The sequence below is a fragment of the Streptomyces sp. NPDC036764 genome (assembly GCF_055609385.1).
In genome coordinates this window covers 1937864-1954666 of record NZ_JBVJPT010000001.1, presented here as the reverse complement: position 1 = coordinate 1954666, position 16803 = coordinate 1937864, and the positions used below count along the sequence as shown (strand labels likewise).

13 protein-coding genes and 1 pseudogene are annotated in these 16803 nt (G+C 71.3%); 6 read left to right on the top strand and 8 right to left on the bottom strand.

The features are described from left to right. Window position 1 precedes the first annotated feature (1 nt). Complete coding sequence (locus ACZ69Q_RS07780; RefSeq protein WP_471038084.1) at window positions 2-1966, bottom strand: ricin-type beta-trefoil lectin domain protein; 1965 nt, start codon at window positions 1964-1966, stop codon at window positions 2-4. Window positions 1967-2170: 204 nt separating this feature from the next. Here ACZ69Q_RS07780 and ACZ69Q_RS07775 point away from each other — a divergent pair, with 204 nt between their 5' ends. Together ACZ69Q_RS07775 and ACZ69Q_RS07770 are read left to right on the top strand one after the other, a co-directional pair. Next, a complete protein-coding gene (locus ACZ69Q_RS07775) occupies window positions 2171-3394 on the top strand; it encodes a glycosyltransferase (protein ID WP_471040136.1) in 1224 nt (407 codons plus the stop codon). A gap of 100 nt (window positions 3395-3494) precedes the next feature. Then, on the top strand, window positions 3495-3821 hold the full coding sequence (locus ACZ69Q_RS07770) for a PepSY domain-containing protein (RefSeq protein ID WP_471038079.1): 327 nt from the start codon (window positions 3495-3497) through the stop codon (window positions 3819-3821). Between the two features lie 36 nt (window positions 3822-3857). Here ACZ69Q_RS07770 and ACZ69Q_RS07765 read toward each other — a convergent pair whose 3' ends face one another. Then, on the bottom strand, window positions 3858-4520 hold the full coding sequence (locus tag ACZ69Q_RS07765; protein ID WP_471038073.1) for a TetR/AcrR family transcriptional regulator: 663 nt from the start codon (window positions 4518-4520) through the stop codon (window positions 3858-3860). Window positions 4521-4707: 187 nt separating this feature from the next. Here ACZ69Q_RS07765 and ACZ69Q_RS07760 point away from each other — a divergent pair, with 187 nt between their 5' ends. Continuing rightward, window positions 4708-5958, top strand: a complete 1251-nt coding sequence (locus ACZ69Q_RS07760; RefSeq protein ID WP_471038067.1) for a YncE family protein — start codon at window positions 4708-4710, stop codon at window positions 5956-5958. Between the two features lie 93 nt (window positions 5959-6051). Here the strand turns inward: ACZ69Q_RS07760 and ACZ69Q_RS07755 are convergent. The 4 genes and pseudogenes from ACZ69Q_RS07755 to ACZ69Q_RS07740 form a co-directional block, all read right to left on the bottom strand. Then, a pseudogene (locus tag ACZ69Q_RS07755) lies at window positions 6052-6571 on the bottom strand (MerR family transcriptional regulator); the annotation flags it as partial. Between the two features lie 65 nt (window positions 6572-6636). Then, on the bottom strand, window positions 6637-8496 hold the full coding sequence (locus ACZ69Q_RS07750; RefSeq protein ID WP_471038065.1) for a cellulase family glycosylhydrolase: 1860 nt from the start codon (window positions 8494-8496) through the stop codon (window positions 6637-6639). An 83-nt stretch (window positions 8497-8579) separates the two neighbouring features. Continuing rightward, entirely contained in the window at window positions 8580-9239 is a 660-nt protein-coding gene (locus ACZ69Q_RS07745) for a tetratricopeptide repeat protein (protein ID WP_471038061.1), read from the bottom strand. Between the two features lie 42 nt (window positions 9240-9281). After that, window positions 9282-11333, bottom strand: coding sequence for a GTP-binding protein (locus ACZ69Q_RS07740; protein ID WP_471038058.1), 2052 nt, complete (start codon window positions 11331-11333; stop codon window positions 9282-9284). A 382-nt stretch (window positions 11334-11715) separates the two neighbouring features. Between ACZ69Q_RS07740 and ACZ69Q_RS07735 the strand changes: the two genes are divergently transcribed. Further along, window positions 11716-12234 (top strand): hypothetical protein, encoded by a 519-nt coding sequence (locus tag ACZ69Q_RS07735; RefSeq protein WP_471038055.1) that lies wholly within the window; start codon window positions 11716-11718, stop codon window positions 12232-12234. A gap of 7 nt (window positions 12235-12241) precedes the next feature. Here ACZ69Q_RS07735 and ACZ69Q_RS07730 read toward each other — a convergent pair whose 3' ends face one another. Continuing rightward, entirely contained in the window at window positions 12242-12562 is a 321-nt protein-coding gene (locus tag ACZ69Q_RS07730) for a DUF6479 family protein (protein WP_471038050.1), read from the bottom strand. Between the two features lie 292 nt (window positions 12563-12854). On the opposite strand from ACZ69Q_RS07730, the gene ACZ69Q_RS07725 reads away from it, so the two are divergent. Then, entirely contained in the window at window positions 12855-14036 is a 1182-nt protein-coding gene (locus ACZ69Q_RS07725; RefSeq protein ID WP_471038045.1) for an XdhC family protein, read from the top strand. A 171-nt stretch (window positions 14037-14207) separates the two neighbouring features. On the opposite strand, the gene ACZ69Q_RS07720 is transcribed toward ACZ69Q_RS07725, so the two are convergent. After that, the gene (locus ACZ69Q_RS07720) at window positions 14208-14708 is read right to left on the bottom strand and encodes a metallophosphoesterase family protein (protein WP_471038040.1); all 501 of its coding nucleotides are present in this window, start codon (window positions 14706-14708) and stop codon (window positions 14208-14210) included. Window positions 14709-14868: 160 nt separating this feature from the next. Between ACZ69Q_RS07720 and ACZ69Q_RS07715 the strand changes: the two genes are divergently transcribed. Next, entirely contained in the window at window positions 14869-16803 is a 1935-nt protein-coding gene (locus ACZ69Q_RS07715) for a glycosyltransferase family 2 protein (protein ID WP_471038035.1), read from the top strand.

The window sequence follows — 16803 nt, the reverse complement described above, 5'->3', positions numbered from 1 at the left end:
GCTAGCTCACCGTCCACTTCTGGTTGTCCTGGCCGTTGCAGGACCACAGCACCAGCTTGGTGCCGTTGACCGTGGCCGCGCCGTACGCGTCCAGGCAGAGCCCGGCGTTGACGTTGGTGAGGGTGCCGTCGCCGTTCAGGTTCCACTTCTGGTTGTTCTGGCCGTTGCAGTCCCAGATGACGACACGGGTGCCGTTGGTGGTGCCGCGGTTGTAGGCGTCGAGGCACTTGTTGCCGTAGACCACGAGTTCCTTGCGGGTGCTGTGGTACTGCCACACCTGGTTCTGGCCGGCGGTGCAGCCCCAAAGCTGGGCGTCGGTGCCGTTGGCGATGGTGCTGTCGTCGATGTCGACGCAGCGGCCGGACCCGGTGCCCGTGATCAGGGTGCCGTTCCTGCCGGGCAGCGGCCGGACGACGATGCCTTCGAGGGCCGGGGCGCCGGCGAAGGCGATCGTGTTGGCGTTGCCCTTGGCGAGGGAGACGTTGACGGAGATGTTGCCCGCGGCGGCCCCGGTCGGCGGGAAGGAGACCTTGGTCGGGGTCTGGCCGTTGACGGTGAGCGTGGCCGTGCGGGCCGTGGAGGTGTTGTTGGTGTAGGAGACCTCGACCGTCTTGAGGCCGGCGTTGCCCGCGACCACGCCGGAGAAGCTCGACGTGCCGCTGTAGGAGTTCGCGGACTGCTCGGTGCCGCCGGTGACGGTGAGCAGCACGGAACCGCCCGCGGGCACGCTCGTCGTGTAGCCCGTGCCGGTGGTGGCGACGTTCTGCCGGGCCCACAGGTCACGGACGGTCGCGGAGGCGCTGGTCAGGCCGAGGTCGGACCAGCGGACGGTCATGTTCTGCGTGGCCGGGGTGCGGTTGAGCAGGACGACGGCACGGTTGCCGTTGCCGGCGAGGACCTTGCCGTACACCTGCAGTCCGGTGGTGTCCTCGGCGACCTCGACGCCCTGGAGGCCGCGCGGGTCCTGGTCGACGGCGATGACCTCGGGGTTGGTGAGGATGCTCGTCGTCTCGGCGGTGAGGGTGGTGAGGTCGAGTCCGGTGAGCAGCGGGGCGCCGGAGATCGCCCACAGGTTCATGTGGCTTCGGTTCTGGGCGGCGGTCAGGCCCGTCATGCCGGCGACCATCATGTCGGGGTCGTTGTAGTAGCCGGTGTGCTGGGCCGTGGGGTGGATGTTGCGGTCGAAGGCGGTCAGGACGTTGCTGTACGACGGTGTGCCGCCGTGGAAGAAGATGTCCGTGTTCGTCCGCCACATCGGGCCCATGCCCGGGGCCCAGTTCCAGGGGTTGTCGTAGCCCCAGTTGCACAGGGAGAGGGCGAGCGGGCGGCCGGTGGTGGCGGTCGCGGACGCCACGGCGTCGCTGATCGCCTGGTAGGTCGTCTTCGGGTCGAGGCCCTCGGCGTCACCGCCGCACCAGTCGACCTTCACGAAGTCGAAGCCCCAGCGTGAGAACTGGAGCATGTCCTGCTCGTAGTGGCCCTCGCTGCCCGAGCCGGGCGCGGCCGGGCGGCCGGTCGGGAAGTAGTAGCCGCAGCCGTCCTTGCCGGCGTCGGTGTAGATGCCGGCCTTGAGTCCCTTGCTGTGGATGTAGTCGGCGATGGCCTTCATGCCGCCCGGCCACTCCGTCTCGTCGACGGTGATGTTGCCGGCGCCGTCACGGGTGCCCTGCCACCAGCCCTCGTCGATGTTGATGTACTCGTAGCCCGCCTCGGGCAGCCCCGCCGCCACGAACGCGTCGACCTGCCGCTTGATCACGTTGTGGTCGACCTTCGCGGCGAACGCGTTCCAGGAGGCCCAGCCCATCGGGGCGGCGGGCACCGGGATCTGCCGGGCCGTCGTCGCCGCCAGGGCCGGGGCGGGTGCCGCGAAGAGCAGGGCGGCCGTCGCGGCGAGCGCGAGGGCCAGGGCGTGTGTGACGGCGGATCTGAAGCGGCGGACGAGGTCCGTGCGGGGCGGGGGGTACATGCGGCTCCTTCACGCGAGAAGCGGGGGAAGGCGATGGTTCGAGATCTCGAACATAATTCGACTATTCGAACGCTGGCGCTGAAAGTAGAGCCGTGAGAGGTGGAAGTCAACGGATGGGACGGACCTGAAGTCGCTCGTTTCGCGCGCCCAGTTGGCGCTCGCGGAGGCCGGCGGAGCCATACTGGCGAGGTGAGGGTCGCGATCATGACGGCGGGCTCCCGGGGCGATGTGGCTCCCTACACCGGACTCGGGCACGCCCTTTCCCGCGCCGGGCACGAGGTGACCCTGGTGACGCACGGCTGCTTCGAGCGACTGGTCGCGGACCCGGGCGTACGGTTCCATCCACTGCCGTTGGATCCACGTGCGGAGCTCGAGTCCGAACGCGGGCGGAGCCTGCACCGCAGCGGCACCGGCCTGGGCAAGCTCGTGCGCGTGGTGGGGCTGGCGCGGAGCCTGGCCGGGTCGCTGACGGACGACATGCTGGCCGCGGCACGGTCGAGCGACGCGCTGCTCCTGGCCCCGTCCACCGCACCGCTGGGGCACGTCATCGCCGAGGGCCTGTCCCTGCCCAGCATCGACCTGCCGCTCCAACCCCTCGCACCCACGCGGGAGTTCGCCCCGGCGATGCTCGGTGGCGGCTCCTGGGGGAGCCTGCCGAACCGGCTCGGCGGACATGCCGTGAACCTGGCCATCGAGCGGGTCTTCGCCGCGGCCGTTCCCGACGCACGCGCACGACTGGGCCTGCCCCGCGACAGGGCCCGCGGTGAGCGACGGCGACGGCCTGCCGGCACCGTGCTCCACGGCTTCAGCCCCTTGGTGGTGCCCCGGCCGCACGACTGGGGCCCACACCTGCGCGTGACGGGGTACTGGTGGCCGTACGACGGTGCGGCTCAACTCCCGCCAGAGCTGCGGGACTTCATCGACTCGGGCCCGCCGCCGGTCTTCGTGGGCCTGGGCAGCGCGACCGTCCCCGATCCGGCGGGGCTGAGCGCCGAGGTCGCGCGTGCCGTGCGTGCGGCGGGGCTGCGGGCGGTGATCCAGCGGGGCTGGGGTGGCCTCGCCGCCGCCGGGGACGACGTACTGACCATCGACGAGGTGCCGCACTCCGCGCTGTTCCCGCGCATGGCCGCCGTGGTCCACCACGGCGGCGCGGGCACGACCGCCGCCGGACTGCGCGCCGGGGTGCCCGCGGTGCCGGTGCCGGTCCAGTTCGACGAGGGCTTCTGGGCCGCCCGCCTGGTCGCCCTCGGCGTCGCGCCGCGAGCCCTGCCGTTGCGGAGGTGCACGGCCGGCGCGCTGGCGGCGGCCCTGCGGCAGGCGACCGGCGACCCGTCCTACGGCCACCGCGCCCGCGCCCTGGCCGACGGGCTGCGCGCCGAGGACGGCACGGCTCCCGTGCTGGACGCGGTGGACCGGCTCTCCGGCTGAATCGCCGTTCAGCTTCGTTCAGCATGCGTTCAGCGACGGCATCGCATCCTTGAACCGCAGGCCGGATGGGACGAGGGCGAGTGCGGCACAGGGAGTGGACATGAAACGCAAGGACAAGTGGATCGTCGCGGGCCTGGTCTCGGCCGCACTCATCGGCGGCGGCACCGGACTCGCCGTGGCCACCGCCGGCGGCGATGACTCCGAGAAGCCCATCACGGGAAGCGCGCTCGACAGTGCGAGCGCCGCCGCGCTGGAACACACCGGTGGCGGCAAGGTCACGGACACCGAGGTCGGCGACGAGGACGGGTACTACGAGGTCGAGGTCACCCTGCCCGACGGCAAGCGGACCGACGTCCACCTCGACAAGGACTTCAAGGTCATCGGCGCGATGGCGGACAGCGGGGACGAACAGAACGACAAGGACTGACCTTGGCGCACCTGCGGTGACGTCACGGCACGTGCGTCAGGGCCCGGTCGGTGGCGGTCCCACCGGCTGGAGGATGCCGAGCAGGATGCGGACGAGTTCGTCGACGACCTCGTCGAGCGTTGCGTCCACCCACCCCGCGGTCCAGTCGTGGAGCAGCCCGTTGACGCTGCCGATGAACGCCGTCACGGCCAGCCGGTAGTCGCGTGGCGCCGCCTCCCCGCGGGCGACGGCGCCCGCCGCCTCGGCGCACACGAGGTCGATCCAGCGGGCGCGGCGGGCGAGGCGCTGTTCCTCCAGGCGGGGGCTGACGCCGATGATCTCGACGAAGGTGATGCGGATGCGGCGCCGGTCCGAGGTGACGTTCGCGGCGTACGCACGGAAGATCACGGTGGCACGTTCGGCGAGCGGCAGGTTCTCCGCCTCGGCCACCGCGGCCAGGACGGCCTCCTCCGCCCACCCGTTGACCTGGAGATGGAGTGCGGCCAGCACGTCCTCCAGGGTGCGGAACTCCTCGTAGAACTGACGCGTCGACAGTCCGGCGGCCTCGCTGAGCGCCGCGACGGTCGTCCCCCGGAATCCGGGGCCGTCGCCGAACAGTTGCAGCGCCGCGTCGAGGAAGCGCCGCCGCCGCTCGGCCTGGCGCTCCTCCGCCGACTTGCCGCCGTAGCGGCCGGTGGGCGCCTTGATCCTGCCCGCCACGCTGTCCTCCCGCCGCCTCGCCGTCCCGACGATCAATTTTGTCGTGTACGCAGTCTTGTGGAGAAGGGTGCCCCCTCCTTACTTTTCAGTAAGTTGACTCTGAAAGCACCTGTGTTCAGATTCGACGCTCCGTCTTGGCATGCCCCACTCATGACGCCCACCCCCTTCAGAGGAAGAGAGAGCAGTCATGCCTGCCATCAGAACCAGGCACCTGTGCTCCGTAGCCGCCGCCCTCGCCCTGACCGTCTCCGCCTCCGCGACCGCCGCCGGCGCCGCCGACTCCTCCGCCGCCCTGCGCGAGGTGTTGTTCGTCGGCAACAACTGGGACGGCACCGCCGACGTCATCAAGTCGTCCGGCGACTTCGCGAAGATCGGCCGTATCAACGTCGTCCCCGACAAGGACGAGCGGATGGCGGAGATCAACGCCAACCCGATCAAGTGGATCTACTTCATGGCGATCCGCAACAGCGTCGGCGAGGGCCACGACCAGTTCGTCGACGACATGTACTCCACCCCGGACGGGCAGTCCGTCGTCGTCTCGCGTCCCAGCTTCGCCGACGTGGTCTCCCTCGACCTGGCCACGGGCGAGGTCAACTGGCGCTTCCCCGTGTCCGGTTACCGCGCCGACCACATGGCGGTCTCCCCCGACGGCAAGCGGGTGGCCGTGTCGGCCTCGACCTCCAACACCGTGCACGTCCTGGACATCGAGAGCGGCAAGGAGCTGGGCAAGTTCGCCACCGGCGACAAGCCGCACGAGAACATCTTCACCCAGGACGGCAAGTACATCTACAACATGGCGATCGGCGACGTGAACACGCAGACCGACGCCCCCTGGCTGGACTGGACGAAGGGCGACCGGCGCATCACGGTCGTGGACGCGAACACGTACCGGCAGGTCAAGGTCATCGACATGCGTCCGAAGCTGGACGCGATCGGCCTGACGGACTACTCCGACGCGGTGCGGCCCGCGGTGTTCTCGCCGGACGAGTCGAAGCTGTACTTCCAGGTGTCGTTCTTCAACGGCTTCTTCGAGTACGACCTGGCCACCGACCGGATCACCCGCACCAAGACCCTGCCGAAGAACCCGGCGACCAGCGACGACCGCACCACGTTCGTCAACGACTCACGCCATCACGGCATCTCGATGAGCCCCGACGGCAGCAAGCTGTGTGTCGCGGGGACGATGGACGACTACGCCACCGTCGTCAACCGCACCACGCTTCAGGAGGGCCCGCTCGTCACCGCCTCCAAGCCCTACTGGGCCACGGTCAGCGGTGACGGCAAGTCCTGTGTGGTCTCCGAGAGCGGCACCGACCAGGTCACGGCCATCGACTTCGCCACCGGGCAGAAGCAGGTGTCGGTCCCGGTCGGCGACCACCCGCAGCGGGTCCGGCTGGGGCATGTGCAGGGCGGCTGGACGAGTCCTTCGACGAGCTGATCAGCCCAGGGCCTTCAGCACCGCGCCCACCCCGTCCTCGGTCGCCATGTGCCGCGCGGCGACCGAGGCGGCACGGGCGTACGCCTGCTGCCGCAGTTCCGCGCGCCAGGCGGTGGCCTCCCCCATGAGCCGGCGCCAGTCCTCCTTGGTGTGGGCGGCGGCGCGGGACATGGACTCCTTCTGCCCCGCCGAGTCCTGCCACTTGAGCTGGGCCTCGGTGGCATAGCTGAGGTCGAAGGAGATCTCGCCGAAGACGTCGAAGCGTTCCTCCGGGGTCAGGGCCACGCCGTCTGCTGGACCTCGATCGCCTGCTCGACCTCCGCCAGCTTCCGGAGCCGGCCGATCTCCTCGCTCAACTGCCGCACCCGGGACCGGAGATACTCCAGGGCGTTCGCCTGCGGGTCCTTCGGGATCCCGGCGATCTCGTCGAGGGAGAAGCCGAGTTCGCGGTAGAAGAGGATCTGCTGGAGCCGGGCCAGGTCGGCGTCGTCGAACTGCCGGTAACCGGCGCCGCTGCGGCCACCGGGCGAGAGCAGTCCCGCCCGGTCGTAGTGGTGCAGCGTGCGCACGGTCACCCGGCGAAGGCCGAGACCTGCCCCACGGAGTAGCTCATTCACCTGCCCTTTCGTCGAGGTACAGCGTGCAGCCTGACGTAAGGGGAGGGTCAAACGGAGGTCCTCATCCTGCGTTCTGGGGCGCCCAGGCGGAGAGTTCGGACCGTGCGGCGTTGAGCAGCGTGGCCGAGGGGGCGCTCGCCCCGTTCGTCACCAGCGCGTAGTGCGGGACCCCGGAGTCGGTGTCGGTGAGCAGCAGACGGCGGCTGCCCGTGCCGCCCGGTTCCGCGGCCACGCCGACAGCGGTGGCCGAGGTGTACGGCGGGGGCGCGTACGCGGTGCCCAGGTCGGAGACCACGGTGGTGGATCCGGTCGGGAAGGACGCCGGCAGATGCAGTTCGGTCGGGGCCGTGCCGCTGTTCGAGCGCCAGAGCAGCAGCCCGTACTGTCCCGATCCCACGAGCCGCGCCACGTTCGGCAGTGAGCTCGGCACAGGGTTCCAGGTCAGGGTGGTGTCGCCGTCCCGGGAGCGGTCCTCGTAGGTGAAGGCGACCGTCGTTCCGGAGGTGGCGCTCGGGTAGATCCGGTCGAGCAGCCGTGCGTCCTGGCGCAGCACCGCCTTGCCCGAGTCGTCGAGGCGTACGGCGGACAGGTCCTCGTCGTTCCAGGCGTCACCGGCGGTGAGGACCTTGTCGGGGTTGCCGTTCATCAGCTCGTGGTGGCGTCCGTTGTAGATGTCCCACTGCCACTGCGTGCCGGAGAGGACCGGGCCGGAGCCTTTCGGGTCGGACCACCAACTCGCGCCCCTTACGCGGGAGTCGAGGGCCTGGTACATCGCCTTCAGGACGGTCGGCGCCTTGTCGGAGACCGAGCCGGACAGCGGGTGGCCGAACTCGCTGACGATCGCGGTCGAGCCGGTGGCCGAGGCACGGTCACGGACGAGGCCGAAGTCGCCGGCGTACTGGCCGTCGGCCGCCTTGCCCCACATGAAGATGCCGGAGATGGCCTTCTGGTCGTAGAAGTGGGTGTTGAAGACGTAGCGCGGGCCGAGCGTGCCCGCGTCGAGCAGTCCGCCCTCCTGCTTCTGGAAGTCGAGGTTGGCGTTCCAGAAGAGGTTGGGCTCGGCGAAGAGCGGCTTGTCCTGCCAGCCGGCCGTGTCCATGCGAGCACGGAACTTCTCGTAGAACGGCCAGAGCACGTCCCGTTCCCAGGTGCGGCTGGTCTGCCCGGAGTCGTAGCTGCCGGCGTGCGGTTCGTTGTACGGGTCGAAGCCGACGACGCCCGCGAACTGTGCGGCGGAGACGTTCTGCCTGACGTACGTCATCGTCTTCTGCGCGGTGGCGAGGAAGGCGTCCTGGAGGCCGTACTCGTTGTGCCAGAAGTCGTACGACGCCTGCTTCACGGCCTCGTTCTGGGTGATGTTCTGGCCCCAGAACAAGCAGATCCCGCAGGACTCGTCCGGGTAGTTCCCGGCGTCCACGGCCCACTTGGGGGCGCCGTCGCCCGTGTACCAGCTATCGGGGTCGAACAGGTGCCGGGAGTAGAGGTCCTGATGGAAGTCGGGGTAGACGCGGATGCCCGCGTCGAGGAAGGCGCGCATCTGGGCGGTGGCGGCGGCCAGATACGTGGTGTCCACCTGGCCACGCACGGGTTCGGCGTGGGCCCAGGAGAGAAGGAAGCGGATCGAGTTGGCGCCGCCGAGGGCGCGCAGCGCGGTCGCGGACTTCTTCGCGTCGGCGACCGAGGCGAAGGGCAGGCCGGCGTTCTCCGCCAGCTTGGTCTCGCCGGAGACGTTGTAGCCGCGCAGGACGACCTCGCGGCCGTGGGCGTCGACGAAGCGGCCGTTCTGCACGGTCAGCGGCGTTTCGTCGAACCAGAGGGAGTCGGGAAGGGAGGCGGCGGTGGCGGGTGAGGGGCCCGCCACCGTGAGGGATCCGAAGAGGACGACCAGAACAACCAGCAGACGCGCTCGCATGTTCGGCATGTCCACTACAGTCCGGTGATATCAGGACACCGTCAATACTTCTGACCCTGGAGTAAGTTGAGGCTCTGCCCCGCACTTCGGTCTCATTCGCCGCCGGACAGCCCCAGCTCCTCACGCGCCCCGGCCACCCACCGCAGGACGCCTTCCGCACCGGCCTTCCCGGCCGAGTCCGCCGCCTCCCTGAGCAGTTGCGCCGCCTCGTCCCTGCGATCCTGCTCGGCCGCGACATGGGCGAGCCCGATGAGATTGGCGGCCACGCCCGCGAGGAAGCCGACTTCGCGGCGCAGCCGGATGGACTCCTCGAAGCGCTCGCGGGCCGCGTCGAGGCGTCCGGCCATGTGGTCCGCGAAGCCGAGGTGCCGCAGGGCGTAGGACATCGTCAGCCGGTCACCGGCCCGCGTGGCGAGGTCGAGGGCGCGGGCGAAGGCGGGCAGCGCGGTCTCGGTGTCGTCGCGGACCACCTGGTGGAAGGCCCCGACCCAGAACAGCGCCTCGCCCTCGCCACGTCCGTCCCCGAGTTCCCCGTACAGCCGTGCCGCGCGCTCGAAGAGCTCCAGCTCCCGCACGTCCTCGACCCGCTCCTGAAGGAACCGGGCGTGCACGACCCTGCCGCGGACCAGCGCGAGATCCGCCTCCACCGCGTCGAGCTCTCGGTCGGCCGGGGACAGTGCGTCGCCGTCACCGCCGAACACCGCGCGCTCGTAGAGGAGTTGGGCCTGTTCGATCCGAGGGTCCGCAGTCATGCGGCGATGGTATGAAGGCCGCCCCGCGATCTCCAACGACTTTCAGCCGCCGACCCTGCGGGTCAGGTTCAGCAGGTACTCCTTCCGGTTCAGCGGGTTCAGGTCGGTGCGGCGGCGTTCTGGGAGCGTGCCGCGCGGGGCGGGTGCGTAGTGGTCGAAGGCGCTCTCCAGCTCCCCCTCGCCGCGTGTCAGCCCCGGCAACTGCTGTTCCAGTTCGTGCACATGGGCCGCGGGCACCGAGCCCTCCAGTCGGCAGGAGGCGCCGCGGGTCTCCGTCGTCTGCGGCGTGGCGCGCAGCCTGGCCAGCACCGGCAGCAGAGCGGCCAGGGTGTCACTCGGCGCCTCCAGGCGGAACCGGTGCAGGGGCTCGTGCACCTGCGTGCCCGCCCGGCGCAGCGCCTCGATCAGGACCAGCGGGGTCACGCCCCGGAAGTCGTAGCCGGTGCTGGACATGCTCTTGTCGAAACCCTGGTGGGCGTGGCTCTGCCGGGGCGAGTAGCCGGAGTGGGTCATGGTGACCTTGCAGTCGGGGATCTGCCAGCCGTGCAGACCCTGGCCGAGGGTCTCGCGGACGGTGTCCTCGACGGCCTTGAAGAAGGCGTACGGCATGGAGCCCAGCTCCACCTCCAGCCGGAACTCCACGCCGGATCCGACCGGCGCCGGATCGACGCGCAGGCCGACCGTCGCGAGGAAGGGGTTGGCGTCCTTCTTGTTGAACTCCACCGCCGCGCCCGAGCCGACGGGCCGCTCGATGCACAGCGGTGTCGTCTCGCGGAAGGTGACGTCGAGGCCGAAGTCATCGGCGAGCGTGGCCTGGATGACCTCCTTCTGCACCTCGCCGTAGAGGGACACGAAGGTCTCCTGGCGCACCTCGTCGTGGCGCAGGTCGATCAGCGGGTCCTGTTCGGCCAGGCGGGTGAGGGCGCGGTGCAGGGACCGCCGGTCCACGCCGTCGGCCGGCGCGACGATCGTCTCCAGGGTGGGCGGGGCGAAGAAGTGCCCGTAGGCCTTGCGAGGTTCGCCGATCGTGTCGCCGATCCTGATGTCGGCCAGGCCCCACAGCTTGGCGATCCGGCCTGCCGGGACCAGGTCGCCCCTGACGTCCCTGCCCCGGTCGAAGACGCTGATGGCGGTGATGCGACCCTCGGCGCGGGTGTCGCCGAGGGCAGCGGTGGCATGGCTGTCCGCGAGGTCGCCGCAGTCGCTCGACGCGGCGGCCTCTCCGGACCCGTTGGAGTCGCCGAAGCGGATCCGGTCCCGGGTGCGCAGCGTCCCCGAGAACAACCGCGCGTACGCGACCTTCTCCCCCGCCGGGCCACGCTCCACCTTGAAGACGGTGCCGCAGACCGCGCCGTCGGGGTCGCCGCCCGCCGCGGGCAGCAGTTCTCTGATGCCCTCGGTCAGCGCGTCCACGCCCGCGCCCGTGATGGCGGAGCCGAAGTACACCGGGTGGACGAGCGCCTGACGGGTCCGGGCAGCCAGGGCGGTGCGCAGAAGGCCGTCGGTGACCTCGCCCTCGACGTACGCGGTCAGCAGGTCGTCGTCGAGATCGGCGAGCACGTCGAGCGCGGCCGTGCCGAGGCCGGGCAGGAAGCGCGCGTCGGGCGTGCCGAGTGCGGTGGCCGTGCCCATCGGGACGACGGCCGAGGTGAGCCGTTCGGAGACGGCCCGCAGGACGGCGTCGTACCGGGCGCCGCGTCGGTCGATCTTGTTGACGAACACGAGCGTGGGGATGCGCAGTCGTTGCAGCGTGCGCATCAGGACCCGGGTCTGCGGCTGGACGCCTTCGACGGCGGAGACGACCAGCACGGCACCGTCGAGGACCCCGAGCACCCGCTCCACCTCGGCGATGAAGTCCGGGTGGCCGGGGGTGTCGATGAGGTTGACGGTCACGTCGTCCAGCGCGAACGACACGACCGCGGACTTGATGGTGATGCCGCGCTGCCGCTCCAGGGCGAGGGAGTCGGTCTGTGTGCTCCCGGCGTCGACGCTGCCGATCTCGTCGATCACGCCGGCCGAGTGCAGCAGGCGCTCGGTCAGGCTGGTCTTACCTGCGTCGACATGGGCGAGGATTCCGAGGTTGAGCATGTGCACGAAGCGTCATGTCCTTTGACGAGGGGGTGATTCCTTCCTGGGGGGACATGAACGCAGTGCGCATCTTTGCTCCTGGTCTTCCGACGACGGGTCCGTGCAGTGCAGCAGAAGCGGCGGCGCGGCGGCAACGGATTAAACGCCGGCCGGCGGCACCGCACCGGGCACGCATCTCCGCCGTGGCCTGCGTTTCCTGGCGAGGGTCGACGGGCACTCGGCGCGCATACATGCCGATCGCGGCCCAATCGCGGGCACCTCACCGGCCTCGCGGCGAAAGGGAGCGGACACCTCACCGGCCTCGCGGCGAAAGGGAGCGGACACCTCACCGGCCTCGCGGCGAAAGGGAGCGGACACCTCACCGGCTACGCGGCGAAAGGGACACGCCATGAACCACCGAACGCGATCCGACGCACCCCATTCCGGTGCGGCCCTGCTGGGCGTCTACCTCAACGACCATCTGGCGGGCGCCACCGGCGGTGCCGAGCGGGCACGGCACATGACACGGTCGTACCGGGGAACGGACCTCGCTTCGGCGATGGAGCCGATCTCCTCCGAGATCACCGAGGACCGGGCCACCCTGATCGACATCATGGAACGGCTCGACGTCCCGGTGCGGCACTACAAGATCTACGCGGGACGCGTGGCCGAGCGGGCGGGGCGGCTCAAGAGCAACGGCCGGCTCGTACGGCATTCCCCGTTGAGCCCGCTGGTGGAGCTGGAGGCCCTGCGGGTGGGCGTGGAGGGCAAGGCGGCCGTCTGGCAGACACTGCGTGACCTCGCCGACGGCGAGGAGCGCCTCGACCCGGACCTCCTCGACGGCCTCCTCGAACGGGCCCGGCGCCAGCAGGGCACGCTGGAGGAGCTGCGCCGCCGGCAGATCGGGCCGGCGCTCCGGACGGCCTGACCGGCGTTCACTCGTCCGGCAGAGTCCCGCGCTGCGACGAACTGCGCCGTGAGGGCATGTTGCCGTGGCCGGGCATTTCGTGCGGGGTCAGCCGGTTGTCACTCCTCGGCACCACGTCGGGCTCCCGGCGTTCCCGGACCTCCCGAACCGGTCCCTCCTCGGGCAGCCGGGGCTGCTCTTCGGGGCGCGGCGGAGGGGATTCCCGGCGCCTGACGCGGGCGCCCAGCACGAAGGCGCCGATCAGCAGACCCACGACGACCAGACCGGCGACGACCAGGCCCATGCCCAGCGCGCCTTCCGCGGCGATGTCCGTCCATGCGATGTCCATGGGCGCGCGAGTACCCACGGCACCTCACGTGAACCGGCTTCCCTGCCGCCGGCCGGGGTCAGCGAGACCGCCCGGCCGTGCCGGGCCGGTGGAACGACCGGCCCTGGGGTCAGCGCAGCCCGGCGCGCATGAACTTCGCCGCCGCAAGGTCGATACTGCTGGGAGCAGCGCGCTCCGCCCGGATGCCCGCGCGCCGATCGCCCATGTGTGGCGCCACAGAGACCTGATCAGCCGTCACAAGGGCCACTGACTCAGAGGACGTCCGTCGAGTCCACGAGGAGCACCCGCGAACATGCGTGAGATTCTCCCGGTGATCGGTGGCTGGTACGCGGCCCGGGTGCCGTTCGGGCTCGCCACCGTGGTCGCCACGAGCCGTAGCGCGCCTCGCGACCCGGGCGCCGCGATGGCGGTGGGTCCGGGTGACGAGGTCGTGGGCAGTGTGTCGGGCGGATGCGTGGAGGGCGCCGTGTTCGAGCTCGCGCGCGAGGTGGTGGCGAGCGGCGAGGCGCGGCTGGAGACCTTCGGGTACAGCGACGAGGACGCGTTCGCCGTCGGGCTCACCTGCGGCGGCGAGATCACCCTGCTGGTGCGCCCCGTGACACCGCGGAGCGACCCGTCGTTCGGCGAGGTCGCGGCATCGGTCGCGGCCGGCCGTCCGGTGACCGTGGCGACGGTGACGGCCGGGCCGGCGCCGCGCGGTGCGACGCTCGCCGTGTGGCCCGACCGGGTGGCGGGCACGCTGGGCGCGCCCGGCCTGGACGCGGCGGTGAGCGCCGACGCGCGCGGCGAGCTCGCCCTCGGCGCCACGGGCCTGCGGCACTACGGCCCGCACGGCGAGCGGCGTGAGGACGCGGTCACCGTCTTCCTGCACTCGTTCGCGCCGCCGCCCCGCATGCTGGTCTTCGGCGCGATCGACTACGCGGCCGCCGTCGCCCGCATCGGCGACTTCCTCGGCTACCGGGTCACGGTGTGCGACGCGCGCGCCGTCTTCGCCACACCACAGCGCTTCCCGCAGGGCGTGGAGGTGGTCGTGGACTGGCCGCACCGCTACCTGAACGGCACCGACACCGACGACCGCACGGTGATCTGCGTACTCACCCACGACCCCAAGTTCGACGTGCCCCTGCTCCAGGAGGCACTGCGCCGCCCGGCGGCGTACATCGGGGCGATGGGCAGCCGCCGCACCCACGACGACCGCATGAAGCGGCTCCTCGAAGCCGGCCTCGGTGAGCGGGAGTTGGCGCGGCTGCGCTCACCGGTCGGCCTCGACCTCGGGGCCCGTACGCCCGAGGAGGTCGCCGTGTCCGTCGCCGCCGAGATCGTCGCACTGCGCTGGGGCGGCAGCGGTACCCCGCTGACGGCTACCGCCGGGGCCATCCACCCGCGGGGAACGCGGGGTGGCGCACCCGGCGGACCCGGCGGACCAGACCCCGGCGACGACCGGCCCGCGAAGGGCCCGAATCGGGAGGTGTAAGGCGGGCGCGCAGGGGTACGCGCGGCACAACGGAGGCATCTCGTGCCCCCGGAACACAGCCTCTGAGCGGGAAGGAGGTCCATGACAGCGCACTTGCAGCGCCCGGGCCGCTTCCCTGCACACGGGGCGGCCCGGATCTTGTGCGGGCGCATCCCCCGTTGACGCCGCCCCTCAGCGCGGCGGCAACCGGTGCAGCTCCACATCCGTGAGGCCGCTCTCGGACACGGTCGCGGTCAGGTAGGTGCAGTGGGGCTGTCGCCGCCGGTCCGTGGGGGAACCGGGATTCAGCAGGCGCAGGCCCGTGGCGGCGGTGGTGTCCCAGGGGATGTGGCTGTGGCCGAAGACCAGGACGTCGAGGTCCGGGAACCTGGCCGCGCAGCGCGCCTCACGGCCCTGGGCGGGGCCGGTCTCGTGGACGACACCGAACCGCAGCCCGCCCAGCTCGACGTACGCCACCTCGGGGAGCCGCGCTCGCAGGTCCGGCCCGTCATTGTTGCCGTAGACCCCGACGAGCCGGGCGCTGCGGCTCTCCAGCAGGTCCAGCGTGGCCGCGTCGACCCAGTCCCCGGCATGGAACACGACGTCGGCACCCGGCAGTTCGGCGAGCAGCCGCTCGGGCAGTGCCTTGGCGCGCTTGGGCAGATGGGTGTCGGACATCAGGAGCAGACGCACGGCGCCAGGCTACCGGCGGAGGTGATCTCCGGGCCGCCGGTTCGCCATGCCGCGCCGTGCCGTTGAGCGGTGGACAAAAGCCGTAACGGGGTTAGCATTTGGCCACGAGCGCCGAAATTCGACGCAAACGCCCAGTGACCCCTAGGGGGCTCGGAGACCGATGCCGATCAAGGTCAGCGTGGTCGTACCCGTGTACAACCCCGGGGTCTATGTCGAGGACTGCATCGACTCCCTGCTCCGCCAGTCGCTGCCCGCCGACGAGTACGAAGTGATCTTCGTCGACGACGGCTCCACCGACGACACGCCCGCCCGGCTCGACGCGCTGGCCGCCGCGGAGCCCCGGGTCACCGTCGTTCACCAGGAGAACTCCGGCTGGTCGGGCAAGCCCCGCAATGTCGGCATCGGCGCCGCCCAAGGCGAGTACGTGATGTTCGTCGACAACGACGACTACCTCGGCGACGAGGCCCTGGAGCGGATGTACGACTACGGCGTGGCCAACGGCGCCGATGTCGTGGTCGGCAAGATGGCCGGCAAGGGCCGCGGGGTTCCGGTCGAGCTGTTCCGCCGCAACCACCCCAGGGCCACCGTCGAGAACGCGCCGCTGATCGACAGCCTCACCCCGCACAAGATGTTCCGCCGCGCCTTCCTCGACGACATCGGGCTGCGCTTCCCCGAGGGCCCGCGGCGCCTGGAGGACCACGTCTTCGTCACCGAGGCGTATCTGCGCGCGGCCAACGTCTCGGTGCTCGGCGACTACGTCTGCTACTACCACGTCCGGCGCGACGACGCCTCGAACGCCGGGTTCCAGCGCTTCGACCCGGGCGGCTACTTCAAGAACCTCCGGGAGGCCCTCGACGTCGTCGAGCAGTACACCGAGCCGGGGCCGCTGCGGGACCGGCTCTTCCGGCGCTGGCTGCGGGTGGAGATGGTCGAGCGGATGCGCGCGCGGCGCCTGCTCGCCCTGCCGGCGGACTATCGCCGGGAGCTGTTCGAGGAGATGCACCAGGTCGTCGTGGAGCGCTTCGGGCCCGGTGTGGCGGCCGGGCTGCAGCCGACGCAACAGGTCGTCGCCGCGCTGATCGCCGCGGACCGGTACGACGTCGTAGAGGCGTTCGCCGAGTGGGAGGCCGGCATCGCCCTCACGGCCGTCCCCGAGCGCGTGGCCTGGGAGGACGGCACGCTGCGGGTCGGATTCAGCGCCGAGTACACGTCAGGCGCCGAGCCGATGACCTTCGCCGCCGGTACGGCTCCCGAACCGCTGGACGGCACGCCCGAGGACCTGGCCGCCGCGGTCGCCTGGGTGAGCGCCGACACCGCCGCACGCTTCGACCGGGCGAGCGCGGATCTGCTGGTGCGCGAGCGGGCCAGTGCCGCCCAGTACTTCCAGCCGGTGGAGTTCACCCGGGAGGAGGTGCCGGCCGGGGACGACGGCCGGGTCCGCCTGGTGCTGCGCGCGACCGCCACCGTCGATCCCGCCGCCCTCACCCGCGCCGGTGTGTGGGACGCCCTCGTCCGCGCCCGGCTGGGCGGCTGGACCAAGGAGTGCCGGCTCGGCCCGGCGCCGCGGGGAGCCCGCCCCACGCCGCCCGCCGCCCTGGGCCGCGGTCACCTGGTCCTGCCGTACTGGACCTCGCCGCACGCGCATCTCGCCCTGGACGTCGACCGGGCGACCGGCCGTCTGGGCCTGGGCATGCTCTCCCCGGACGAGGTCACGGCCTCGGGCGACCGGCTGCGGGTGCCGCTCCCCTTCCACGTCCCCGGCGACGGCGCCGTCGCCTCCCTCCGCCTCACCTCCTCCCTCGCCACCTACGACGTGCCCGCCACGCTCTCCCCCCGGGTCCCCGGCGCGCTGCTGGAGGCCGAGCTGCCCCTCGGCGACCTGCGAGGGGCGACCTGGCGGGTGGCACTGGGCCTGCCGGGACCGCGCTTCCTCGCCCTGCCGTTCGCCCTGCGCGCCGGCGTCGGTGGGGTGCACGTCGTGCGCATTCCCGGACCCAGCGCGCTACGACGACTCGTCCGCAGGGCCCGACGCAGGCTCGGTACGGCACTGGGCCGCACGGTGACCCGGCTGCGGGCCCGGGCCGGGAAGAGGTGA

Bases quoted from the DNA above. Each gene is read 5' to 3' on its own strand.
- ACZ69Q_RS07780 (WP_471038084.1), bottom strand. From the start codon at position 1,966: ATGTACCCCCCGCCCCGCACGGACCTCGTCCGCCGCTTCAGATCCGCC.
- ACZ69Q_RS07775 (WP_471040136.1), top strand. From the start codon at position 2,171: ATGACGGCGGGCTCCCGGGGCGATGTGGCTCCCTACACCGGACTCGGG.
- ACZ69Q_RS07770 (WP_471038079.1), top strand. From the start codon at position 3,495: ATGAAACGCAAGGACAAGTGGATCGTCGCGGGCCTGGTCTCGGCCGCA.
- ACZ69Q_RS07760 (WP_471038067.1), top strand. From the start codon at position 4,708: ATGCCTGCCATCAGAACCAGGCACCTGTGCTCCGTAGCCGCCGCCCTC.
- ACZ69Q_RS07750 (WP_471038065.1), bottom strand. From the start codon at position 8,496: ATGCCGAACATGCGAGCGCGTCTGCTGGTTGTTCTGGTCGTCCTCTTC.
- ACZ69Q_RS07745 (WP_471038061.1), bottom strand. From the start codon at position 9,239: ATGACTGCGGACCCTCGGATCGAACAGGCCCAACTCCTCTACGAGCGC.
- ACZ69Q_RS07735 (WP_471038055.1), top strand. From the start codon at position 11,716: ATGAACCACCGAACGCGATCCGACGCACCCCATTCCGGTGCGGCCCTG.
- ACZ69Q_RS07730 (WP_471038050.1), bottom strand. From the start codon at position 12,562: ATGGACATCGCATGGACGGACATCGCCGCGGAAGGCGCGCTGGGCATG.
- ACZ69Q_RS07725 (WP_471038045.1), top strand. From the start codon at position 12,855: ATGCGTGAGATTCTCCCGGTGATCGGTGGCTGGTACGCGGCCCGGGTG.
- ACZ69Q_RS07715 (WP_471038035.1), top strand. From the start codon at position 14,869: ATGCCGATCAAGGTCAGCGTGGTCGTACCCGTGTACAACCCCGGGGTC.